We start from the raw sequence: 24140 nt of genomic DNA on the forward strand, positions 1-24140 counted from the left end.
ATGGCCGGCTGTGCCACCGTCAAACCACAGTCGGAAGCTGAATTCAAACAATCCATGGACGCCGCGCAAAAGACGCTGGAGCAGAAGGGTGCTGACCAGGCTGTTGTGCAATTCGAAGAGATCGCGCAACGCAATCCGTCCAAGGGCGAGCCCTGGTCTTACATCGCCAAGATTCGTTTTGACGAACAGAAGTATGGGCAGGCGATTGTTGCCGCCGATGAAACGCTGAGCCGCGACCCGCAGGACTTTGTCGCCAAGACCGTGCGCGCCGTGGGGGGCTTGCGGGTGGCGATGCAGTCGCTGGCGGACCTGCGCGCCGATGCGCTGTTGGCGGGCAACGCGCGTGCCGATGCGGTGGCGTTGGCCGAATCCATGCGTGAGACGCTGGGGCAGGATGTGCTGTTCCCTGAAGGCCGCCGCCCGCCGCCGCGTCCCCGCCAGCCTCCGCGCAAGGTGGACCCGGCGCCTGGCGCAGCCACCTCTGGCGTCGCAACCCCGGCCACTACGACTCCTGGCGCCGCAACCCCGTCATCGCAAGCCGCGTCGTCCGGCGCGGCCCCTGCCACCGTTCCCGCAGCACCCCCGGCGGCTCAGCCGTCGGCGCCTCAACCCGCTTCCCCGCCCGCCCAGCAGCCTAACCGCGCGCCGAATCCGTTCGGCGACCTGCTTACCAAGTGATTCGCCTGAGCGTGCGCCGCGCCATGCGGCGCACGCTTGACCGACAGACACGATCCTTTGCACGGAGCCTTCCATGGCCAAGAAAGAAAGCGTACAGAAACGATTGCAGAAAGTTCGTCCGCCGCGCGTTCAGCTCACGTATGACGTGGAGAAGGGCGACGCCATCGAACAGAAGGAGTTGCCCTTCGTGGTCGGGGTGGTGGGCGATTTCAGCGCGCAATCCGAGGCGGAACTGCCGCGTCTGAAGGACCGCAAATTCGTCAACATCGACGTCGATAATTTCGACGACGTGATGCGCGGGCTGGAACCGCGCGCGGCCTACCGCGTGAAGAACAGCCTGACGGACGAGGGCGGCACGTTCGGTGTCGACCTGAAGTTCCGCTCGATTGAAGACTTTCGTCCGGAAGCCGTGGTGCAGCAGGTGGACCCGCTGCGCGAGCTGCTGGACATCCGCACCAAGCTGGCCGACCTGCGCAACAAGCTTGCTGGCAACGACAAGCTTGAAGACCTGCTGGGCGAAGTGCTGACCAGCACCGAAAAACTGCAACAGCTGACCAGCGAGACCGACAAGGGAGGCCGCAATGAGTAATTCCGCCGCCGCACAGAACACCGCCGCCACATCTGCCGCGTCCGAGAACGGGCTGCTGGACCAGATCGTCGAGCAGAGCCGCGTCGCCAAGTCCACCGCCGAACATGACCGCGCCAAAGACATCATTGGCGAGCTGGTGCGTGAAGTGATGAAGGGCACCGTGGTGGTCTCTGACAACCTGTCGGCCATGCTGGATGCGCGCGTGGCCGAGCTGGACCGCCTGATCTCCGCGCAGCTGAGCGAAGTGATGCACGCGCCTGAATTCCAGAAGCTGGAGAGCACGTGGCGCGGCCTGCACTATCTGTGCCAAGAGACCGACACCAGCCCCATGCTGAAGATCAAGGTGCTGAACACGACCAAGCGTGACCTGGTTCGCGACTTCCAGACTGCGATCGACTTCGACCAGAGTTTGATGTTCAAGAAGGTCTACGAAGAAGAGTTCGGCACCTTCGGCGGCGCGCCGTTTGGCGCCTTGCTGGGCAACTTCGAGATCACGCGCCAACCCGAGGACATGTACTTCATCGAACAGATGTCGCACGTGGCTGCGGCGTCGCACGCGCCGTTCATCGCATCGGCGTCGCCCGAGCTGCTGGGGCTGGACAGCTTTGCTGACCTGGGCCGCCCGCGCGACCTGGCCAAGGTGTTCGACACCGTGGAATACACCAAGTGGCGCAGCTTCCGCGACTCGGAAGATTCGCGCTATGTCGGCCTGACCATGCCGCGCTTTCTGGGCCGCCTGCCGTATGACCCGGTGGAAGGCACGACGGTCGAAGGCTTCAACTTCGTTGAAGACGTGGATGGCACCGACCATTCGAAGTACCTGTGGTGCAACGCCGCGTGGGCGTTCGGCGCGCGCCTGACGGCCGCGTTTGCGGACTTCGGCTGGTGCGCGGCGATCCGTGGCGTGGAAGGCGGCGGCCTGGTCGAGAACCTGCCCACGCACACGTTCAAAACGGACGACGGCGAAATTGCACTGAAGTGCCCGACCGAAATCGCCATCACCGACCGCCGCGAAAAGGAACTGAGCGATCAGGGCCTGATCCCGCTGGTGCATTGCAAGAACTCGGATTACGCGGCCTTCTTCGGCGCCCAATCGGTGCAGAAGGCCAAGAAGTACAACACGGACAGCGCCAACGCCAACGCGGTGTTGTCGGCGCAGCTGCAATACATCTTCTCGGTATCGCGCGTGGCGCACTACCTGAAGGCGATGATGCGCGACAAGATCGGCAGCTTCGCATCGGCGCAGTCCGTAGAGAGTTTCCTGAACCGCTGGGTGTCGCAGTACGTGCTGCTGGACGACAACGCGACGCAGGAACAAAAAGCGCAGTTCCCGCTGCGTGAAGCTTCGGTGCAGGTGGCCGAGGTCCCGGGACGTCCTGGCGTCTTCCGTGCCGTGGCGTTTTTGCGGCCGCATTTCCAGCTTGACGAACTCTCGATCTCGTTGCGCCTGGTTGCCGAACTGCCGGCCCAGGCCCAGAAATCCTGAGCGTCATTGCACTGACAACTTATCCATTAAAAGAGGTTATCAACAATGAAGGACATCTACGTCAAGTTCGGCAATCCGGCGCTCAAAGGCGAGTCGCAAGACAAGGACCACCCGGATTGGATCGAAGTCAGCTCGTGGCGCCACGAGATCATCCAGCCGCGTTCGGCCACCGCTTCGACCTCGGGCGGGCACACCGCCGAGCGTACCGAACATGGGGAAATGGTCTTCACCAAGGACCTGGATGTGGTCAGCCCGCTGCTGTATCAGCACGCCTCGGGCGGCACCACCTTTGACGAAGTCACCATCGACTTCCTGCGCGCCGACGGTGAAGGCAACCGCGTCAAGTACCTGGAAATCAAGCTGAAGTACGTGATCATCGCGCGCGTGGCGCCCGAAGTGGTGGCCGAAGGGCTGCCGCACGAGTCGTTCTCGCTGAAGTACGCCGCCGTGCAATGGAAGTACACGCAGCAGAAGGTGGGCGGCAACCAGGGCGGTAACGCCCAGGGCGCCTGGAGCCTGACCAAGAACGACAAGACCTACTCGGTCTGATCGCGGCTGCGCTGGCAAGAAGACCGCGGCCCGAGCCGGGTCGCTGTCTTTTTTTATTTGAGGCCCGGATGAAAGGATTCGAACCGAGTCTGTTCGACAAGCTGTTCGAAGGCGAGGGCCAGTCGCCCTATGCCCTGCGGCGCTTGTCGATCGAGGAAATGAAGGAGACGGTGGCGCGCGACATCGAGGCCTTGCTGAACACCCGCATGGTGTTCACCGAGGAAGACCTGCGGCGCTACCCGAATTGCCAGCGGTCGCTGTTGACGTACGGGCTGTCGGATTTTTCCGGCCTGAGTCTGGCCAGCCACTACGACCGCGAGTTCATCTGCCGTTCGCTGGAACAGGCGATTGCGCGGCACGAACCGCGGCTGACCCATGTGCGGGTGATGCTGCAGGTGGATAGCCGGGCGACGTCGGTACTGTACTTCGCCATCACGGCCATGCTGGATGTGGGGCCCGCCCACGAACCCGTGACCTTTGATGCGACGTTGCAGCCGTCGACCTTGCAGTACTCCGTCACCAAAGGCTGGGCCAAGAGCCCGGCCACGGTCTGACGCAACACCCATCGCTCATGCGCTGGCGCGCTGGAAAGGAAGACATCAATGGAAGAATTGCTGCCTTATTACGAGCGCGAACTGGGTTTTCTGCGCACCTCGTCGCGCGATTTTGCCGAACGCTATCCGAAGATCGCGGCGCGTCTGGGGTTGTCGGGCGAGACCTGTGAAGACCCGCACGTCGAACGCATGATCGAGTCGTTCGCACTGCTGAGCGCCCGCATCAACAAGAAGCTGGACGACGACTACCCCGAATTCACTGAAGCGCTGTTCGAGGTGATGTACCCGCACTATCTGCGGCCGTTTCCGTCGTGCAGCGTGGCCCAGTTCGACCTGGGCGGCGCGGGCGCGCAACTGACCGCGCCCGTGCGCATTGCGCGCGGCACGGAATTGAAATCGCATCCGGTGCGCGGCGTGTCGTGCCGTTTTCGCACGGCGTACGAGGTGACGCTGGCGCCCGTGGAAGTGCAGCGCGCGGGCTTTGTGTCCAGCGCCAATGCGCCGGCCACCGCCAAGCTGCCCGCCGGCGTCACCGGCCGCTTTGCAGTCACGTTGGGATGCCAGGGTGAAAACCAGCACTTCGGCATGCTGGGTGTGGATAAGCTGCGCGTGTACTTGCACGGCGAGCCGTCGTTCGTGGCGGCGCTGCGCGACGCGCTGTTCCTGCGCACGGCGGCGGCATATGTTGAGCTGCAACCGGGCCGCTGGGACCGCTTGCCCGCGATTCCGCTGGCGCAAGTCGGCCTGGCGGAAGACGACGCGCTGATTGATTTTCCGGCCAGCTCGCATCCGGCCTACCGGCTGCTGGCCGAGTACTTCGTCTTTTCCGAGAAATTCAATTTCGTCGATATCGATCTGGCGGCGTTGCGCCCGTATCTGGGTACGGTGCGCCAGTTCACGCTGCATCTGCCGGTAAGCGGCCTGCGCGCGGATTCGAACACGGCGCGGCTGCTGGAATCGACGTCGGCCGACAATCTGCGGCTGGGCTGCACGCCGGTGGTGAACCTGTTCACGCAGCGCGCAGACCCCATCCGCGTGACGCATGCGGCCGCGTCGTATCCGGTGGTGGCCGATGCGCGCCGCGCCTACGGCTACGAGGTCTATTCCATCGACCGCGTGCGCCAGGTGCGGCAGAACGCCCAGGGCGATGCGGTGGTGGACTTCCGGTCGTTCTATTCCCTGCATCACGGCGAATCGCCCGAGGCCGCCGGCCATTACTGGACGATGCGGCGCGACGCCGCGATGGCGCAACGCAGCCCCGGGTACGAGACCGAGATTTCCATCGTCGATATCGACTTCGACCCGATGGTGCCGCAAACCGAAACGCTGAGCCTGGACCTGACCTGCACCAATCGCGACCTGCCGTCGCAGATTGCGGTGGGGCAGTCAGGCGGCGACTTGTTCCTGGAAGGCGGCACCGTTGCGCGCAGCATCCGCATGCTGCGCCGGCCGACGAACTCGCACCGTTTCCAGCAGGGCCGCGCCGCGCACTGGCGGCTGATTTCGCATCTGGCGCTGAACCATTTGTCGCTGGTGCAAAGCGGTTTGCCCGCGCTGAAGGAAACGCTGCGCCTGTACGACCTGTCGGGCTCGCCGGTGGCGGCGCGCCAGATTGAAGGGCTGGTTGGCCTGGACTACAAGCCGGCTACGCACTGGATGCCGGGCGAGCCGTTCGCAACCTTTGTGCGCGGCATCGAAATCCGCCTGACCGTCAACGAAGACCATTTTGTGGGCACGAGCCTGCACACCTTCGTGGCGGTCATCAACCGATTCTTTGGCCTTTACGTGCACGCCAACAGCTTCGTGCAACTGGTTGTGCTGTCGCGCCGTGGCGCAGAGGAACTTCTACGATGCCCCCCATGCAACGGCGACGCCATCCTAGCGTGATGGACACGCTGCTGGCTGAGCCGCAGCGTTTCAAGTTTTTCCAAGCGGTGCGCCTGCTTGAACAGTGCTTTGCAAAGCAGGAGCGCGGCGCGACGCGTCATACCGTGCCGGTGCACCTGCGCTTTCCCAATTCGCCCGGCCTGGGTTTTCCGCCCAGTGAAATCGTTGACGCCGTGGCCTACGACAAGAACGGCGACGTGCTGGAGGACGAGGCTTCACGCAAGGCGGCGGTAGCCGAAGGGCGGTTGGGCCGGGTGGATCTGACACCCGCCTTCTTCGGCCTGCTGGGCGCGCAAGGGGCATTGCCGCTGCACTATTCCGAGATGCTGGCGAACCGGGAAAGCCTGCGCCGCGACCGGGGCGCGCGCGCGTTTTTCGACATCTTTTCGAACCGGGCGGCGGCGCTGTTCTATGCGGCCTGGAAGAAGTACCGCATGCCGCTGCGGCACGAGACCGAGCAAGACCATCATTACCTGCCGCTCTTGCTGGCGTTGGGCGGCATCGGGCACCCGGCGCTGCGCGACCGCCTGCACAACGGCAAGGGCCGGGTGTTTGACGAATCTGTCGCGCACTATGCCGCGGCGGCACGCCAGCGGCCCGTGTCGGCGCCTTTCCTGCAACGCGTGTTGCAGGATTACTTCGGCGTGCCGCTGCGTGTTGAACAGTTTGTGGGCCGTTGGTATGACGTGCCGCCGCAAAACCGCACGCAGCTGGGCCAACCGGGCGCGGTGCTGGGCGTGTCGGCGTTGGCGGGCGATCGCATCTGGCAGCGCGACCTGCGCATCCGGTTGTGGATTGGCCCCTTGTCAGGTCAGGCCTTCTCGGACTTTCTGCCGGGCGGCGATCGCGCACAGGCCCTGGAGAAGCTGCTGACGATGTTTGGCGGCATGACGTTCGAATACGAAGTCCGGCTGGTGATGGCCCGCGAAAGCGTCACCCCCAGCCAGCTGGGCGCGGGCGGCGACGTGCGGCTGGGCTGGAATTCGTTCCTGTGCAGCGGCCCGGCCGAGTCGGATCGCGACGACGCCAGCTACGAACTGCACACCATTCACTGATCCTTAAAACAACATAGACACTCATGGCCACACCGCTGAAGACGTTGATCGGGAAGTTGAACCAGACCTGCCGCCAGGCCGCCGAGCGCGCCGCCAGCCTGTGCATGGCGCAAGGCCACTACGAGGTGGATCTGGAGCATCTGTTTCTGGCGCTGCTGGAGAAGCCGGCCAGCGATGTCAGCATCATCGCTCGGCGTTGCCACATTCATACCGACGCGCTGGAGGCTGACCTGAAGGCGGAAATCAGCCGCTTCAAGCATGGCAATACGCGCACGCCGGTGTTTTCGGCGCACCTGCCCAAGCTGTTTGAACACGCGTGGCTGATTGCGTCGCTGGACACGCAGACGACGCGCATCCGTTCCGGGCATTTGCTGTTGGCGCTGCTGACCGAACCCGATCTGGCCCAGCTGGCGCGCCGGGGTTCACCCTTGTTCGAGTCGTTCCGGCTGGACGAACTGAAGCATGACTTCGCCGCGCAGACCGAAGGGTCGGAAGAGGCGGGCCAGGCGGTGGGCTTTGCCGATAGCGCCGCACCACAAGGCGAGGCCGGGCAGCCTGCGCCGGGGCTATCGCAATCCCCCGCGCTGGACCAATACACCACCAACCTGACCGAGCGCGCGCGCGAAGGCAAGATTGACCCGGTGATTGGGCGCGATGCCGAAATCCGCCAGATGATCGACATTCTGACGCGGCGGCGCCAAAACAACCCCATCCTGACCGGCGAGGCCGGCGTGGGCAAGACGGCGGTGGTGGAAGGCCTGGCGCTGCGCATCGTGGCCGCAGACGTGCCGCCCGCCCTGGCGGATGTGACCTTGCGGGTGCTGGACATGGGCTTGCTGCAAGCGGGCGCAAGCGTCAAAGGCGAATTCGAAAATCGCTTGAAGAACGTGATCGACGAGGTCAAGAAAAGCCCGTCGCCCATCATCCTGTTCATTGACGAAGCGCACACCATGATTGGCGCGGGCGGGCAGGCGGGACAGAACGACGCCGCCAACCTGCTTAAGCCCGCGTTGGCGCGCGGCGAGCTGCGCACCATTGCCGCCACTACGTGGAGCGAATACAAAAAGTACTTCGAGAAGGACGCGGCGCTGGCTCGCCGCTTCCAGGTCGTGAAGGTGGAAGAGCCCGACGAAATGCTGGCTGCATCCATGCTGCGCGGCATGGCGCCGTTGATGGAGCGCCATTTTGGCGTGCGCATTCTGGACGAAGCAATCAGCGCGGCGGCACGCTTGTCGCACCGCTACATTACCGGCAGGCAGTTGCCCGACAAGGCGGTCAGCGTGCTGGACACGGCCTGCGCGCGCGTGGCGTTGGGCCGCAGCGCCACGCCGGCACTGATTGATGATGCGCGCCATCGCCTGACGCGTTTGCGCACGGAACAGGCGGCGCTGCGCCGCGAAGCCGCGACGGGTGCGCCGCATGCGCGTCTGGCGGAACTGGATCAGGAGATTGCGGCGGTTGAGCAGACGCTGGCTGATGCCGAGGCGCGCCACGCGGCGGAGACGGGCTTGGTGGAACGCATCCACGCGTTGCGCGCCGAACTGGAAGTGCAGGGGCAGGATGCGCAGGGGCTGGACACGGCCTTGGCCGAAGGTGCTGCACCGTCGGCTGCGCCTGCTTCGAAGCGCAAGGCCGCCGCACCGGCGTTATCGCCTGAGCAACAACGCCTGGCCGGTTTGATGGATGAGTTGCGCGCGCTGCAAGGCGAACAGCCGCTGGTGCCGGCCTGCGTGGACGCGCAGATCGTGGCCGAGATCATTTCCGCTTGGACCGGCATTCCGCTGGGCCGCATGGTCAATGACGAAATCCGCACCGTGCTGCAATTGCAGCCGATGCTGGCGGAACGCGTGATTGGCCAGGACCACGCGCTGCATGCCATCGCGCAACGGGTGCGCACGGCGCGCGCCGGTCTGGAAGACCCGGACAAGCCGAAGGGCGTGTTCCTGTTCGTGGGGCCGTCGGGCGTGGGCAAGACCGAAACCGCGTTGGCCCTGGCCGAGATTCTGTACGGCGGCGAGCGCAAGCTGGTCACGATCAACATGAGCGAGTATCAAGAGGCCCACAGCATCTCGGGCCTGAAGGGTTCGCCGCCAGGCTATGTGGGCTACGGCGAAGGCGGCGTGCTGACCGAAGCCGTGCGGCGTCAGCCTTACAGCGTGGTGCTGCTGGATGAAATTGAAAAGGCCCACCCCGATGTGCTGGAGCTGTTCTTTCAGGTGTTCGACAAGGGCGTCATGGATGACGCCGAGGGCCGCGAAATTGATTTCCGCAACACGCTGATCATCCTGACGTCGAACGTGGGTTCCAGCACCATCATGCAAGCCTGCTTGAACAAGCCCGCCAGTGAACGGCCGTCGCCCGATCAGTTGTCGGAACTGTTGACGCCGCAGCTGTACAAGGCGTTCAAGCCCGCGTTCCTGGGCCGCATGAAGACCATTCCCTATTTCCCGGTGGATGATGATGCGCTGGCGCACATCATCGGGCTGAAGCTCGGCCGCATCGCGCGCCGGGTGCAAGCCACGCACCGCGCCTCGTTCGAATGGGACGATGCGCTGGTCGAAGCCGTGCTGGCGCGTTGCACCGAAGTGGATACCGGTGCGCGCAACGTCGACCACATTTTGAACGGAACGCTGTTGCCCGAAATCGCCGAGCAGGTGCTGAGCCGCATGGCGCAGGGTGAAGCCATCGCCAAGATCCGCGTGGGCGCGGGCAAGAACGGCGACTTCCGTTTTCGCATGAGCTGACGCAGGAGACGCCGACATGGCTCTTGAACTCGCCGCCGCCAGCCTGTTGGGCGCAGGCTTCACCCAAGCGGATCGCCTGCTTGATCTGAGCACGCCGTTGGGCCAGGACAAGCTGCTGGCGGAACGGCTTCAAGGCACCGAGCAACTGAGCGATGGCGGCTTTGCCTTGCAGGTGGATGCGCTGTCTGATGACGCGCACATTCCGCTGAAGTCGTTGATCGGCCAGCCGGTGCAGGTGACGTTGCAGACGGCCTTGGGCCGGGATGAGCGCCGCGTTTGGTGCGGCCTGGTATCGGAAGCCCGCTTTGATGGCGCCAACGGCGGCTTTGCGCGCTACCGCTTGCGCATCGAACCGTGGCTGGCCTTGTTGCGGCAGCGGCGTGACAGCTATGCGTTCCAGGACTTGTCGGTGATCGACATCGTTGACAGCGTATTTGGCGACTACAACGGCCAGGGCGCGGTGGCGCCGCAGTGGCGTTGGGAAGTGAAAGACCGTGACGCGTATGCCAAGCGCAGCCTGACCATCCAGTACCGCGAAACCGACTACGCCTTTGTGGAACGATTGCTGGCGGAAGAAGGGCTGTTTTATTGGGTGGAGCACGAAGCCGGCGAAGGCGAGCCGGGCACCCATACCGTCGTTATCGCTGACCACAACGGCGCGTTTGAAACCGGCCCGCAAGAAAGCGTGAAGTTCCAGCGCGCGGACGCCACTGAAACCGAAGACACCATCCAGACCTGGCGCCAAAGCCGCACGTGGCGCACCAACGCCGTGCGCCTGGCCACGTGGGACTACCGCGCGATGCAGGCACGCAAGGTCAGCGCACAGGTGGACGATAAGCTGCCGAATGCCATGGAGCTGGCCGATTCTGATTACCCCGGCCAGTACCTGTTCGAGGATGGCGGCCAAGGCGAGCGTCTGGCGCATAACGCGCTGGCCGCGCAACGCGTGCGGCAGTCGCTGTACGAAGGCGAAGGCACGGTGCGCACGCTGGCGCCCGGCCAGCGCTTTACATTGACGGGCCATTGGGGGCCGTCGCAAGGCGAGGGGGCCGATTTTGTGGTGCTGCGCATGCACCACGACGCCCGCAACAATTTCGATGAAAGCCTGGGCGCGGCGGTGACGCAGGCGTTGGGCACAGCGGGCGAGCCGCAGGACGGCGATGCGGATTTCTATCGCAATCGGTTCGAGGCCATTGCCGCCACGCTGGAATACCGGCCCAGCACGGTGGATGGCCATGGCGCGCGGCTGCATCCGCGGCCCACGGTGCATGGCTCGCAGACCGCGTTGGTGGTGGGCGCGGGTGACCCGGTCTATACCGACCGCGACCACCGCATCAAGATCCAGTTTCATTGGCAGCGCGGCAGCGCCTCCAGCAATCGCCAAGACCATCCGGCAGGGGCCGACAATGCGCCCGCCAGCGAGGCCTTAGGCACCTGGGTACGCGTGGCGGAACCCGTTGCCGGGTCGGACTGGGGCGGGCATTTCGTGCCGCGTCTGGGGCAGGAAGTGCTGGTGCAATTCCTGCATGGCGATATCGACCGCCCGGTGGTGGTGGGCGCGCTGTACAACGGCGCAGGCACGGATAACGCGGCGAACAATCAGGTGCAAGGCGGCGCGGCCAAGGCAACCGGCAACGCACCCGCGTGGTTCGCGGGCAGCGAGGCAGGCCATGCGCACAACGTGGTGATGTCGGGCTTCAAGACGCAGGCGCTCGCCGAAAGCGGACAGGGCATGGGCGGCTATAACCAGCTGGTGCAGGACGACACGCCGGGGCAGTCGCGGCTGACGGCGTCGACCACGCAAGCCGAGGCGCGGCTGAACCTGGGCCATCTGAAGCAGCAGCGCGATAACGAACGCTTGTCGGATCTGGGCCATGGCGCGGAGCTCGCGACGAGCGAAGCGCTGGCGCTGCGGGCGGGCGAAGGCCTGCTGATCAGCGCGGATAAGCGCGAAGGCGCGGCCGGTGGTTTGCTGGATAGTGAAGAGGCCATTCAGCAGATGGAGAAAGCCATCGAGCAGGCAAACGAGCTGTCGGCCACGGTGGTGCGGCAGGAAGCGCTGCTGCCGGGCGATAGCGAGAAGACACGGCCGCTGAACGAGCTGGACGCGGTGCGCAAGGTGATGGAAGGCACGAAGGGTGAAGAAGGCGTCAACGTGCCCGCCTACACGCTGCCGCACATCCAGGTGAGCGCGCCCAAGGGCATTGGCCAATACACGCCGAAGAACGCGTACACGGTGGCGGGCACGACGCTGTGCCAGGTTGCGCCGGATGTGAACTGGGCGGCGGGTGCGAACCTGGCGGTGTGCGTGGCGCAGGGCGTGGTGCTGTTCACGAAGGGGCTGGGCGGCAGCGGCCGCGCGGTGGAGGAGCAAGGCATTCGTCTGCATGCCGCAGGCGGCAAGCTGCGCTTGCAGAGCCAGAAGGCCCGCATGCGCCTGGCGGCCGAGAAGGCGGTGACCTTGGTGTCGGCGCAGGGCGCGGTGGATGTCAACGCGTCAAAGAAAGTACTGGCCACGGCGGCGGGCGCCTATATGCGCATCGAGGGCGGCGGTATTCAGCTGCATGCGCCGGGCAAGGTTGAACTGAAGGCGGGCGTGCATAGCTGGGTGGGGCCGCAAAGCGGAACCGGCCCCGCGCAGCCGCCGCAGGGCGATATGGAAGGCTGCGCCGCCGCGCTCGAAGACGCGGCCGGCAGCGGCGCATTGGCGGCATGAAGATGACCAGGATGCCGGGCAGTCCTCACCAAGCAACGGCGCGCGCCGAAGACCGTGTTGAACGCGCCATCGCCGGTTTGCGCGCGGTGCTGGATGGCCGCGCCAACCGCCGCGTGCTGCTGCTTTGCGATTCGACGCTGGCCGATCCGCTGGCGGAAGATATCGCCACGGCGGGGCTCGCGCGGCGCGAGGTCAATCTGATTTCCCAAGGCGCGGCCGCGCCGCCGTTGTATCTGGCCGAGGTGCCGGATGAGATCCGCCATGAACGCCTGATCAACGCCAGCATCCGCTTGGCCGTGGACGAAGCCATGCGCGCCGCGCCTGCGGCCAAGCGGCCGCGGTCGATGTCGGCATGGCTGGCCACCGACTTGCCGTTGGCGGAAGTGGCGCAGCGTCTGATCCTGCGCGCGCGGCTGCGCGACGCGCAAGGCCGCGTGCGCATCCTGCGGTTCTGGGACCCGCGCACGACTCAATATCAAAGCGAGCTGTATGCCGGGACGGTGCCAGCGTCGTGGATACCGGGCGTGACCTGGATGTCTGTGGACGGATTCGCGCGTTGGCAGGTGTTGCCGGACACGCCCGGCCCGATGCAGACCGTGACGCCGGAGTGGCCGCGTCTGGCGCGCCTGGGCCGTATCAACGCCGTGCTGCAACGGCTGAACGCAGACGGGTTGTGCTGGGGGCCGTCGGTGCTGGACGCGGTGCGGCGTGCGTTGGATGCCGGGGCGGCTTGCGGCATGGATGACGATGACGACGTGGCGCTGTTCGCCGCCTGGCGCGTGCGCCTGGATGTGCCGCTGGAACAGGCGCCATCGTTTGCGGCCCTGCTGCGCGAAGTGCGTGAAGAGGGCGGCCATTTGCGCAACGCCGCGCAAGACATGGAAGACGAAGATTGGGAGCGGTTTGCGCAGGAAGCGCAAGCGCAGGAGGACTTGCAAGCATGACGACTGACTACGACGCGCTGCCCTGCAAGGGCAAGTTCTGCGGCCGGCCGGGGCTGCCCATCCTGCCGATGCGGATTTCGTATGTGCCCGGCGGCAAGAATGATCTGCCCGATGGGGTCTACACGGACCCCGAGCTCTACTACGAGACCATGCGCCAGGGCGCGTACATGCTGCGCGCCATCACGGCGGGCTATGTGTATATCTGGGACCCGCGCCGCAGCTACGGCTGGCGCGCGTTTGCCGCCACCGCGACGGGGCAGATGAAGGAAGTGCCGGTGGATGACGACGACCGGCCGTCCCAGCAGCCGACGTTCACATGCACGCGTGAAGGGCATGGCCTGGAATCTGCCTTGATCAATGTGGAGGCGCCGGCCAATGCGTCGCGCACGGTGTGGGTCGGCTATTCCCGCGTGTGGTGGACGCGCGATATACGCCAGGCGCTGGTGCGGGACGACAGGTGGCGCAAGAAGGTCATGCTGGAGCTGGATGCGAAGGCGGTGTGGGCGGGCGGCCACCCCGATCCGCTGGCTGGCTACCGCGTGGCCGAAAACGGCGCGAATCTGGCGAAGCATTCCATCGAATTTCGCGATGCGGCTGGGGCGGCCACCTTGTTTGCCAATACGCTGACGCCGGGCACGAATGTGTTCGGCGGAAAGGCCGCGGAAATGGCGGAGAAGATGCGTCAGATGACGCCCAAGGGCGGCATCGTGCTGGCGCTGCGTGATCCGGTGGGCGTGCTGGCGGACGTATCGACGTGGCGCAACAAGCGCATGGGCGATTTGGCCGACCATCACATGGAGCCGACCCGTCTGCGCGAAGTGGGAGTGGCGCAGATCATCAAGGGTCTGGAAAAGCAGATGGACGCTGGCGGTGACGAAGTCAAACGGATGCGCGAGCGTGTCGATGTTGGCAAGGTCAATAAAACGCTAAGCGACAACACCGCAGCCATCAGCCGGATGAAGGCCCTGATCGATGGCGCCGCCCGGGACTGGACGTGGTGGTATGGCCGCGAGTCGTTCTGGGTGACGCTGAAGACCTATTCGCCCAAGGATGACGCGGCGGGCGTGCGCCTGGAAGATGACATGGCGCTGTGCGTGGATGGCGCCGGGGCGGTGGAGTGCGAGCACAAGGCGATCGACGATTCGCTGAAGGACGACGATACGGACGGGATGTACGAGGCGATGTGGCGCGGGATGGCCTCGAACGATGGCGAGCTGCTGGCCTTCTTGCAGAAAGAGGCCAAGGGCAAGCTATCGAAAGAGATCTCGAAAGTTCGCAAGATGGTCAAGAGCTACAACGATTGGCTGACCAAGCGGCGGGCGCAAGGCCTGCCGACGCCGATCACGCCGGTGCGGGCCGCCACGACTGCGATTGGCCGGTTTATCGCCACCCAGCTGTTGCGGCTGCAATTGGCGCGCGACCCCATTGCGGAGCGGGTCGCCGCGCGCGTGACGTTCACGATGGCCGCACGCATGAACACCGTGATGGTGGTTCGAACCCATACGACCACGGTTCCCCGGCTGATCGCGGATATGCACCAGATCATCTGGGAACCGAACCCCCGGGCGATGGCGGTGATTGCGGGCGGTGGCATGAACGCGACGCAGCACATGCAGGCCGGGTGGATCGGCACGCAGTCCGAGGCATCGCGGCCGGTCACGATGAACTACATCATTCCGCAAGAGGTCGACGCGCAGCTCAACGCGCCACCGCCGACCGGGGCGCGGCCCGGCGCGGGGACGAGGCCTCCGCTGGGGCTGCCCGCGCCACCGACGGTGCTGGCGCTGCCTGCACCCACGATGTCGCCGATGGCCGGGCTGCTCAAATGGGCCAAGTCGCGAGATGGCGCCAACGCCGGGGCGACGGGCGTGATGGCGCTGGTGGCGATTTACTCGTCGGTGTCGGATTTGCGAGCGGCGCAAGTGGTTGCGGATGGCAAGAAAGAACGCAAGGCGTGGTTCGGCATCACCTCCGGCATGCTGGGGGTGGGCAGCGTGGCGATCGAAGTCACCGCGGGGGCGATCGGTGCGCGCGTGGGCACCAACACGGCGTTCACGATGAACTTGCAATTGAACATGCGCTTGGCGACGTTCCGAACGGCAGGCGCCGTGTTTGCAACGGCGGCAACCCTGGTGGACAGCACGAACAATGCGCTCAGCGCCATCGACCAGTACGACGTCCACAACTACGAAGCGGGCGGCGCGTATGCGACGTCGTCGGCGTTTCTGCTGATGTCAGGCCTGACGGGCGTAGCGACGGCGGTGATCGCTGTGGGCGGGGCGTTCAGCACGGCAGGCGTAGTGGCGGGCGCGGGCGGGTTCGGCGGGGCGATGGTCGGGCTGACCAGCGGCGGATCGGTGCTGTTGGGTATTCCGGTGTGGGGCTGGATCGCACTGGGCCTGTGCTTGTTGGCGGCCGGCCTGTATTTCAAATTCTGGGGCGACAGCGCGACCGACAATGAGCTGGAGGTCTGGTATACGCGCTGCTGCATGCGGTCATCGGAATACGAAGGCGTGGAAGGCCGCGAGCTGTATGCGACCCGCGAAGACGAGCTGGAAGATTTCAACCGGGCCGTGTTCGGCGTGCGCGTGATGCTGCAATGGTATGGGTTCACGGGCGGCGAACTGTTCGGCCGCGACCGGGTGGTGCTAGAGGTGGTGATGCCCGGCTATACCCAGAACAGCGACTACGCCTACAACCTGAAACTGATCGGCCCGGGCATCAGCGTGGTGGTGGCCAGTAAAGGGTCGATGCGTGCGCAAGACCCGGACTTGCAGCCGCGCGGCGCGTCGCAAGCGCAAATGGTGGCGGGCCGGCCAGACCCTGAAACCTGGGCCGACCGCGTGGACAAGTACGTTGATAACTTGAGCGCTCGGCCAGGGTGGGCGGATATCTGGCGCTGGATACGCAAGGACCGCAGCCAATCCGTTGAATTCACGAGCAAGCCTTGGGACGATTCGGTCCAATTTCAGATTCATAATGGCTACGCGGTGTTGCGCACCGAAGTGCTGGTGGATGACGACATCTTCACGGAAGCGCTCATCAAGATTGAGTTTTGGCCTGACCCGGAACGCATGCCGGATATTCGGTCGCTGCCGGTGGGCGGCGCGGGCACGAATGTCGTGAAAGCGACTAATTGAGAAGGCTTCAAGCATGAATAGCAATGTGACAAGGCTTAAAGCATGAATAGCAATGAAGGTATCCAGGCGGCCGTCTACACGCGCTGGCATCAGCTGTCAGTGCCGCTGGCGTTCGCGTTGGCCGCTGGCAGCTTCATGCTGGTTGTGTTCAACCGTGGCCCAATCGCCTTGGCGATCGTGCTGGCGGTGCTGGGCTTGCTGGTGCCGCCGTTGGTGGCCTTCAGAGGTTTTCCTACCCGCAATGCAGTGAAGGTCACGCCCGACGGCCTGGAATTCTCGCGCCGTTCGCCTATCGCGTTCGCCGATTTGAAAAGCTGGGGCACGGACGATTATCTGAAGCTGATCCGGCCGGGGCTGCCGACGCTGTTGGTCAGCCCAGTCGACCTGCCCAGCCGCGAGCGCTTGCTGCGCGACTTCGAGCAGGCGCTGGCGGCCTGGCAGAAGCGGCAGCCGGCTGGCACGGATGCTGCGCACCGCACGCACTTCTACGGTTCGACCGGCGGCCGCCTGGTGGGCGCGGTGATCACCGCCTTGGGCGTGGGCTCGGCCGCACTGGCGCTGAACTTGCGCGAGCCCTCGATCTCGCTGGCGATCGTGGGCGGGCTGGGCGCGCTGTTCGGCTTGTCGATGCTGTTTGGCAGGCGGGGCTGAACGGTAGCGCTCGCGTCGCGCTTCATTAAGTTCTGGCTTAACGATGGGTAAACGCCCGCTGAACCACAGCGGGCGCGCGGCTCTTTATAGTGGCCGCACTGCCATCCACGGAGCGCCGCATGTCTTCTTTCCCATCCCCCGGTTCGTCATCCGCCTATCCCGAAGCGGTGTTGTTCGATCTGCTGACCGCCTTGCTGGATTCCTGGACGGTATGGAACCGGGCGGCCGGCTCCGAGACCGCTGGCCGGACCTGGCGCGCGGAGTATCTGCGCCGCACCTATGGCTGCGGCGCGTATCAGCCTTATGAGCAACTGGTGCAGGAGGCCGCCGCCACCGTCGGCCTGCCGGCAAGCGCGCCGGCAGCGCTGGAAGCGCACTGGGACGAACTGCCCGTCTGGGAGGGCGCGCGCGAATTGTTGACGGCGCTGCGGCCGCATTGCCGGCTGGGCGTGGTTACCAACTGTTCCGACCGACTGGGCCAGCGTGCCGCCAGCTTATTGGGGGTGGATTGGGATGTGGTCGTCACGTCGGAAGCCGCGGGGTTTTATAAACCCGATCCCCGCCCTTACGAACTGGCCTTGTCGCGCCTGGGGGTGCGTCCCGAAAATGCGGCGTTTGTGGCGGGTTCTGGCTACGACCTGTTCGGAACGAGCAAAGTCGGCATGCGCACCTATTGGCACAACCGGGTGGGGCTGACGCTGCCCGACGGCGCGCCGCCGCCCGAATTGGAATCCCCCACGCTGGACGCGGCATTGCCCTGGCTGGCGCGCTTTCACGCAGGCTGAATGCCGGCCTGAACGCGGTCTTGAACTCAGGCCTGAACGCGGGCCTGCACCGCAGCAATCCCCGGTTTGCCCACACAAAATGTTGCTGGTCGCCTTGCGTCCCCTTGCTAGCATGGTCTACGCCGGAATGATCCGGCACACCGAAGGGATAGTGGAGGTTGCCATGAATTCAAGAACAATACTCAACCGGGTCGCCGTGGTGGCGGCGGCGGGTGCGTTGCTGGCGGGGTGCGCCACGCAACAGCAAACCAACACCGCCGTGGGCACGGGGGCGGGGGCCGCGGTGGGCGCGGGCATCGGCGCGCTGATCGGGCACGGCAAGGGCGCGGCCATTGGCGCCGGTATCGGTGCGGTGGCGGGTGGCCTCGTCGGCTACAACTGGAAGGTCGTCAAGGACGACGTGCAGCAGTCGGGCGCGTCGTCGTTGGGGATCGACGTGGTGGAAATGCCCGATGGCAGCCTGAAGGTCAACATTCCCAGCGGCGTGTCGTTTGACACGGACAAGACGCAACTCAAGCCGGCCTTGCTGCCGGTGCTGGACAGCGTGGCGCGGTCGCTTAATCAGCATCCCGAACTGCGCACCAAGGTCGTCGGCCACACCGACAGCACGGGCGCCTTGGCGCATAACCAGACGCTGTCCGTCAACCGCGCGAAAAGCGTGACGGACTATCTGGCCAAGCAGGGCGTGGCGTCGGGCCGCATGGCGGTTGAAGGACGCGGGCCCAATGACCCGATCGGCGACAATGCGACCGCCGAAGGCCGTGCGCTGAACCGGCGCGTCGAAATCTATTTGTATGCGGTCAAACAATAAGGTCTAGCCATGAGCATGTTTCCCCCCGCCCGTATCGGCACTGATATCGCCGTGGCCGCGCTGACCGGTTGGCAGGCAGACGCCACGCGCGACGCGATCGAGAAGCGGTTTCGCTTCCCGAATTTCAACGCTGCGTTCGGGTTCATGGCCCGCGTGGCCATGTTTGCGGAGAAACTGAATCACCACCCGGAATGGACCAACGTCTACAACCGGGTGGATGTGACCTTGACCACGCATGACGCGGGTGGCGTCACGGAGCTGGACGTGCGCATGGCGCAGTTCATGGATGAGGCCGCCGCGCAGTTGGGGGCGACGGCGCCGAAGGCGGACGCCTAGCTATCGTCGTCGTCGCCCGCGCGATCTTCGCGGTCTTGCAGATGCTCGATCAGGCGGTCGAGCATCCCGCCCAGCGCGGCTTGTTCGGCGGCGTCCAGGCAGCCGAAGATCTCTTCATTGCGGCGCGCGATCAGCGCGATGATGCGCTGATAGTGCGCCGTGCCGGCTTCGGTGGGCGTCAGGACCACGCCGCGCCCATCTGACGCGGACAGCGCTTTTTCCACCAGCCCGCGATCCACCAGCGCTTGCGCCGAACGGCTGGCCTGGCCTTTGTTCAGGTTGGCCGCGCGCGCCAGATCGTTCACCGATAGCGGCGCGTATCGGCCGATGGCGGCCAGGCAACGCGCCTCGCCCAAGGGAATGCCGCAGTCCGACAGGTAGGCGCGATTCGTCTCCCGGTCGGTGATCTTGTTGAGCACGTGCAGGCGGTAGGTCAGGAATCGTTCCAGGGCCGGCGTTGGGTCGTCTTGCGGCGGGGTGCGGCGCGGGTTCTCGTTCACGGCGGGCGGCGTTGAATCTTGCGTTGTCACGAGGGGTGGGCGGCGGTGGGGGCGGGATAGTCTGCCACAGCGCGTTCGCCCAGGCAGGCGCTTTCGGCTTGCGCCAGCAAGGCCAGGGCGGTGCCGGCGTCGGCTTGGCGGCTCAGCAAAGACAAACCCAGTATCGACAGGAATAGCGGCGCTTGGGATTCACCCACGCGCGTCAGCGCCTGCGCCATGCTGGTGTAGATCTGGTCCAGTTCATCGGGATTCATGCTTGGCCTTTCGGTTGGGCGCGCGAGGCGATTGAAGGATAGTAGGGCGCGAGTGCGCTGAGCAACGTGCCGGTGTCGGGGGTGGCCCAGCGGCCCAGCACATAGCCGTCGGGGCGCATCAGGCAGACCATGCCTTCAGCTGCGCCATAGCGTTGGCGCAACTGGCCATGCGCGTCATCCCAGCCGCCGTCGCCCGTGCGCACGATGCGCAGGGGATGGGGCGCGTCTTGCGTGGCCGCCGCCAACGCGGCAAGGTCGGCAGCCAATGTGGCATCGGGCGATACCGCCAGCATGACGAAGCCGCGGCCAAAGCATTCACTCAGGTAGCGCGGCGTGTCGCCGTCTTGCAGACGCGCGTCGGGGGCGGGCTGGCCCGGCGCGGCGGCGATGCCGGCTTGGCGGGCGCCGTCGTGCAGATTCAAGGGCGAGGTGTCGTACGAGATGGGCGCGGATTGGCGGGGGTTGATCAGCGAGCGCACGGTGTCGTCCGCCAAGGCCAGCCGCAATGCGGCTTCGCGCATCAGGCGGAAGCCGAAATCGGGCGGGGCCATGAATTCAGTGCTCTTCGCGCCATAGGCCAGGTTCTGGCGGGTGGCGTGAACGCGTTCGATGCTATAGCTGTCCAGCAGGCTGTCGGGCGCCTGGCCCTTCAGCACCCAAGCCAGCTTCCAGGCCAGGTTGCCCGCGTCGTCCAGGCCAGAGTTCAGGCCGCGCACGCCGAAGATCGGCACCAGGTGGCCGGCGTCGCCCGCGAACAGCACGCGGCCGTGGCGGTACTGGTTCAGCGTCAGGCATTTGGCGTTGTAGACGGAAATCCACAGCGGCTTCCACGGTGCGGTCTCGCCGATCATGTCCAGATGGCTTTGCACGCGCGGCAGCACGTTTTCGGGTTTGACGGCTTCTTCGGGATCTTCGTCGTCGCGGATTTGATAGTCCACCCGCCAGACGTTGCCGGGCTGGCGATGCATCAGCAAGGTCGAGCCGGGGTTGGAGGGGGGATCAAACCAGGCCAGGCGTTCGACCGGGCGGTTGGAGGCCTGCTCGATGTCGACGATGACGTAACGGCCTTCGTACTGCATGCCTTCCAGCTTCAGGCCCATGGCCTCGCGCACGGTGCTGCGGCCGCCGTCGCAGGCGATGAGCCAATCGGCGCGCACCGTCTGGCGCTGGCCGCCAACTTCGATTTCAACATCGACGCCGTCAGCGTGCGCCTGCACGCCGGCAACGCGGGCTGACCATTGCAGCGTGGCCAGCCCGGGGTGGCGTTGCATGGCCTGATGGGCGTATTCCTCGACCGAGTATTGCTGGATGTTCACCATCGGCGCGTAGCGTTGCAGCGGATCGTGCGGCATTTCAAAGTGCAGCACTTCGCGGTCGCGGTAGTAGCTGCGACCGCCGGTCCAGGCCAGGCCCGTCTCCACGAGCGGCCGGTCAGCGCCCGCCCAGCCCAGGATTTCCTGCGAGCGGCGCGAGATGCAAATAGCGCGGCTGCCACTGCAATAGTCATCGTCGGCTTCCACGGTCAGGGAAGCGATGCCGTATTCGGCCAGCAGCGCGGCCAGCGTCAGGCCGACGGGGCCTCCGCCAGCGATCAGGACGGGTACGTGCGCGGGTAGCGGCATCTTGTCTCCAGAATCTATTTGGTTGTTTGCGCAACTATATTCCTGAAAAGTTGCGCGCGCAACTAGTTGTGAAGGGCGAAAAAAAACCCGCCGGTTGGGGCGGGTTTGGTTCGGGCGGGTTTCTTGGCGGGCGCGTCAGGATTTGTCGCGCGCGTCTTCGCTGCCGACGTATCAGTTGCGCACGTCTTAGTTGCGCACGTAATAGATACGCATCGCTTGCTGCTTCTGCGCGCCGTCCATCACGCGCAGCACCACCACCTTGGGGGTGAAGCCGTCGGGCAGCTTCAGCTGGCCGAGTGCGTAGTCGTAACGGTCGACATTCAGCGTCGGACCTTCGGGCGTGACGGTGGCGGCGCGGCCGTTGGGGTAGCTGCCGTCGATGGAGAAAGTCAGCGTGCCTTTGAAGGGGGCGCCGGTGCGCTCTTCGCGCATGACCAGCACTTGGTAGTCCAACTGGCCGGGGGCGCGCTTGAACGTGGCCGAGCGGATGCCCAGGTTGCCGCCGCGCGGGTCGGCGGGCATGGCGTCCTGGAACAGAACCAGTTCTTTGTTCAGGGTGTCGATCTTGGCGCGGGCGTCGGCCAGATCGGTCGTCAGCTTTTCGTGGCCCGACTTGTTGGCGTCGCGCTGCTGGGTGGCTTCTTCCAGCTGCGTTTGCAGACGTTGGCGCTCAAGGTTCGAGGCGCTGAGTTCGCTGTGCAGCGATTCCGATTGCTCGACCGTCAGGCGTTGCGGGCCATAGTTGGTTTGCAGGAAGAGCACGCCGCCCGCACCCAGGGCGATCCCCACAAGCAGCAGGACGAGCCAGCGCGGCAGGCGCCGCGTGCGTTGACCGGGTTGGTATACGGAGGGCTTGAATACAGCCCGTTGCGATCTTCCAAACATCCCCATTCCTAGAAAACTTCCTGTGTGTTGCTCGTCCGCGCGGTGCCCGCGCGTGCCAAAGCGTCAGAGAATACCCCGTTAGCCGGGGCCGTTGGGTGCGCGGACAAGCCTGGTTGCGCACCTTGATATTGTGAAATATGTGAGCATTAACGCGCCATGGCGCGGAGCTCTGCGTCCAGATCAGCAAGCCGTTGCGGGGTGCCGACATCCGTCCAGCGGCCGGTGTGGTGAGCGCCTTGCGCCAGACCGTCAGCCATGGCTTGCCGGAAAAGGGGCAGCATGGGAATTGCCGTGCCGCGCGGGACGGTCTTGAACAACGAGGGATGGTAGACGGCGATGCCTGCGTAGGTCAAACGCGGCTCGCCCTGAGCGTGCAGGCGGCCGTCGGACGCCAGATGAAAATCGCCATTGGGGTGCTGGACGGGGTTATCCACCATCAGCATCCAGGCGCCGCCGTCGGGCAGGCCGGCCGCCCGCGCCGGGGCTGCGGCGGGATTCCAGTCGCACCAGACGTCGCCATTCATCACCAGAAAGGGCGCGTCACCCAGCAGGGGCAACGCCTGCGCGATGCCTCCCGCCGTTTCCAGCGCGGTGCTTTCCGGCGAATAGCGGATGCGCACGCCGTAAGCGCTGCCATCGCCCAAGGCGTTTTCGATCTCGTGACCCAGCCACGCATGGTTGATGACGACGTCGCGGATGCCGGCCGCAGCCAGCCGTTCCAGATGCCAGACGATCAGCGGCTTGCCGCCCACCGCCAGCATGGGTTTGGGCAGGCGGTCGGTGAGCGGGCGCATGCGTTCGCCGCGGCCCGCGGCAAGAATCATCGCCTGCATCAGAACGTGTACCCGACGCTGACCTGGCGGTCATCCATGCGGTCCAGCAAGCGCAGCAGCGGCGTGAAGACGCCATAGCGCTGGGCGACCTGGCGCACGTAGCCGTTCACGCGAGGCATGTGGGCCAGGTAATGGGCCTTGCCATCGCGATGGTTCAGCCGGGCGAACACGCCCAGGATGCGCAGGTTGCGCTGCAAGCCCATCCATTCATAGGCGCGGTGGAATTCGGCGAAATCGGCATCGACCGGCAGGCCGGCGGCGCGCGCCATTTCCCAGTAGCGGATCGCCCAGTCCAGTTGCTGCGGTTCTTCCCACGTCGTGCGAGCATCCGTCACCAATGACGCCAGGTCATAGGTGATGGGGCCGGCCAGCGCGTCCTGGAAGTCGATGATGCCGGGGTTCGGGCCGTACTGCGGCTGGTCGCAGACCATCAGGTTGGGCGAGTGAAAGTCACGGTGCACCAGCACCTGCGGCTGGCCGCCATTGCTGGCCGACAGCAGCGCGAAAATCTTGTCCAGCGCGTTCGCGGTCTTGTGGTCCAGCGTCACGCCGTGGTGCTTTTCCACGTACCACTCGGGAAAGAGCTTGAGCTCGTCAGCAAGGCGGGGGGTGTCGTAGTTGCCCAAACCGGCCGAGGACGCCTGTTGCAGGCGGACCAACGCGGCGAGCGCTTCACGGTACAGCGTTTGAAGCTGGCTGTCGGACAGGCCGGCCTGGATGCGCTGGTAATAGGTCTGCTCGCCCAGGTCGGACAGCAGCAGCAGGCCCTGGTCCAGATCTTGTTCCAGCACCTTGGGCACGTTCAGGCCGGCGTCCGCCAGCAACTGGCCCACATGCAGGAACGGGCGGCAGTCTTCATGCGCGGGCGGGGCGTCCATGACAATCAGGGTGCGCTCGACTGCGTCCAGCCGGAAATAGCGGCGGAAACTGGCGTCGGCAGAGGCCGGGCGCAGCGTGCCGATGGCCAGATTCAGGGAGGCGGGCAGGCTTTCCAGCCAGTTGCGGATCTGCACCAGGCGGGGGTCGTGATCGTTTTTCAAAGAAGATCCGTGTCAGAAGGGCAATATTGCTGAAATTTGCGTTCGGCGCACATAAGGCTGGGCGTATGGCGCGGCTTCTCT

21 protein-coding genes are annotated in these 24140 nt (G+C 65.1%); 15 read left to right on the forward strand and 6 right to left on the reverse strand.

The features are described from left to right. Window positions 1-54: 54 nt before the first annotated feature. From AC1DSJ_RS22530 to AC1DSJ_RS22600, 15 genes are all read left to right on the forward strand, one after another. Complete coding sequence (locus AC1DSJ_RS22530; protein WP_441370507.1) at window positions 55-678, forward strand: tetratricopeptide repeat protein; 624 nt, start codon at window positions 55-57, stop codon at window positions 676-678. Between the two features lie 73 nt (window positions 679-751). Beyond that, window positions 752-1267: a type VI secretion system contractile sheath small subunit gene (tssB, locus tag AC1DSJ_RS22535; protein WP_054420537.1), complete on the forward strand. Its 516-nt coding sequence runs from the start codon at window positions 752-754 to the stop codon at window positions 1265-1267. Beyond that, window positions 1260-2753, forward strand: a complete 1494-nt coding sequence (gene tssC / locus AC1DSJ_RS22540; RefSeq protein ID WP_054420538.1) for a type VI secretion system contractile sheath large subunit — start codon at window positions 1260-1262, stop codon at window positions 2751-2753. Before tssB ends, tssC begins: the two co-directional genes overlap by 8 nt. A 45-nt stretch (window positions 2754-2798) precedes the next feature. Beyond that, the gene (locus AC1DSJ_RS22545; protein ID WP_006226591.1) at window positions 2799-3302 is read left to right on the forward strand and encodes an Hcp family type VI secretion system effector; all 504 of its coding nucleotides are present in this window, start codon (window positions 2799-2801) and stop codon (window positions 3300-3302) included. A gap of 68 nt (window positions 3303-3370) precedes the next feature. Beyond that, window positions 3371-3856 (forward strand): type VI secretion system baseplate subunit TssE, encoded by a 486-nt coding sequence (tssE, locus tag AC1DSJ_RS22550; RefSeq protein ID WP_006226590.1) that lies wholly within the window; start codon window positions 3371-3373, stop codon window positions 3854-3856. Window positions 3857-3904: 48 nt separating this feature from the next. Next, entirely contained in the window at window positions 3905-5743 is a 1839-nt protein-coding gene (gene tssF, locus AC1DSJ_RS22555; RefSeq protein ID WP_441370508.1) for a type VI secretion system baseplate subunit TssF, read from the forward strand. Then, window positions 5707-6798, forward strand: coding sequence for a type VI secretion system baseplate subunit TssG (tssG, locus tag AC1DSJ_RS22560; RefSeq protein WP_054421336.1), 1092 nt, complete (start codon window positions 5707-5709; stop codon window positions 6796-6798). Before tssF ends, tssG begins: the two co-directional genes overlap by 37 nt. 23 nt (window positions 6799-6821) lie before the next feature. Next, window positions 6822-9542, forward strand: coding sequence for a type VI secretion system ATPase TssH (gene tssH, locus AC1DSJ_RS22565; RefSeq protein ID WP_441370509.1), 2721 nt, complete (start codon window positions 6822-6824; stop codon window positions 9540-9542). A gap of 16 nt (window positions 9543-9558) precedes the next feature. Further along, window positions 9559-12258: a type VI secretion system Vgr family protein gene (locus tag AC1DSJ_RS22570; RefSeq protein WP_441370510.1), complete on the forward strand. Its 2700-nt coding sequence runs from the start codon at window positions 9559-9561 to the stop codon at window positions 12256-12258. Next, a complete protein-coding gene (locus AC1DSJ_RS22575; protein ID WP_441370511.1) occupies window positions 12255-13202 on the forward strand; it encodes a hypothetical protein in 948 nt (315 codons plus the stop codon). Before AC1DSJ_RS22570 ends, AC1DSJ_RS22575 begins: the two co-directional genes overlap by 4 nt. Beyond that, window positions 13199-16342 carry a T6SS effector BTH_I2691 family protein gene (locus AC1DSJ_RS22580; RefSeq protein WP_054420542.1) on the forward strand — a complete coding sequence of 1048 codons (3144 nt, stop codon included), beginning with the start codon at window positions 13199-13201 and terminating at the stop codon, window positions 16340-16342. Before AC1DSJ_RS22575 ends, AC1DSJ_RS22580 begins: the two co-directional genes overlap by 4 nt. A 42-nt stretch (window positions 16343-16384) precedes the next feature. Then, window positions 16385-16993: a hypothetical protein gene (locus AC1DSJ_RS22585; RefSeq protein ID WP_342066835.1), complete on the forward strand. Its 609-nt coding sequence runs from the start codon at window positions 16385-16387 to the stop codon at window positions 16991-16993. Window positions 16994-17112: 119 nt separating this feature from the next. Next, window positions 17113-17778 (forward strand): HAD family hydrolase, encoded by a 666-nt coding sequence (locus AC1DSJ_RS22590; RefSeq protein ID WP_441370512.1) that lies wholly within the window; start codon window positions 17113-17115, stop codon window positions 17776-17778. 163 nt (window positions 17779-17941) lie between these two features. Next, the gene (locus tag AC1DSJ_RS22595) at window positions 17942-18589 is read left to right on the forward strand and encodes a YiaD family glycine zipper/OmpA-like lipoprotein (RefSeq protein ID WP_054420545.1); all 648 of its coding nucleotides are present in this window, start codon (window positions 17942-17944) and stop codon (window positions 18587-18589) included. A 9-nt stretch (window positions 18590-18598) separates the two neighbouring features. Beyond that, the gene (locus AC1DSJ_RS22600) at window positions 18599-18925 is read left to right on the forward strand and encodes a 4a-hydroxytetrahydrobiopterin dehydratase (RefSeq protein ID WP_054420546.1); all 327 of its coding nucleotides are present in this window, start codon (window positions 18599-18601) and stop codon (window positions 18923-18925) included. Here the strand turns inward: AC1DSJ_RS22600 and AC1DSJ_RS22605 are convergent. The 6 genes from AC1DSJ_RS22605 to AC1DSJ_RS22630 form a co-directional block, all read right to left on the reverse strand. Next, the gene (locus AC1DSJ_RS22605; protein ID WP_441370719.1) at window positions 18922-19425 is read right to left on the reverse strand and encodes a MarR family winged helix-turn-helix transcriptional regulator; all 504 of its coding nucleotides are present in this window, start codon (window positions 19423-19425) and stop codon (window positions 18922-18924) included. The genes AC1DSJ_RS22600 and AC1DSJ_RS22605 overlap by 4 nt on opposite strands. Before the next feature lie 26 nt (window positions 19426-19451). Then, complete coding sequence (locus tag AC1DSJ_RS22610) at window positions 19452-19679, reverse strand: hypothetical protein (RefSeq protein ID WP_441370513.1); 228 nt, start codon at window positions 19677-19679, stop codon at window positions 19452-19454. After that, window positions 19676-21301 (reverse strand): FAD-dependent oxidoreductase, encoded by a 1626-nt coding sequence (locus AC1DSJ_RS22615; protein WP_441370514.1) that lies wholly within the window; start codon window positions 21299-21301, stop codon window positions 19676-19678. The genes AC1DSJ_RS22610 and AC1DSJ_RS22615 overlap by 4 nt, the downstream gene beginning before the upstream one ends. Window positions 21302-21487: 186 nt before the next feature. Continuing rightward, complete coding sequence (locus AC1DSJ_RS22620; protein ID WP_175170754.1) at window positions 21488-22186, reverse strand: DUF6776 family protein; 699 nt, start codon at window positions 22184-22186, stop codon at window positions 21488-21490. A gap of 146 nt (window positions 22187-22332) precedes the next feature. Next, window positions 22333-23019, reverse strand: a complete 687-nt coding sequence (gene murU / locus AC1DSJ_RS22625; protein WP_441370515.1) for an N-acetylmuramate alpha-1-phosphate uridylyltransferase MurU — start codon at window positions 23017-23019, stop codon at window positions 22333-22335. Further along, on the reverse strand, window positions 23019-24059 hold the full coding sequence (locus tag AC1DSJ_RS22630) for an aminoglycoside phosphotransferase family protein (protein WP_441370516.1): 1041 nt from the start codon (window positions 24057-24059) through the stop codon (window positions 23019-23021). Before AC1DSJ_RS22630 ends, murU begins: the two co-directional genes overlap by 1 nt. Window positions 24060-24140 lie beyond the last annotated feature (81 nt).

This window comes from Achromobacter sp. 01N37, from assembly GCF_056399725.1.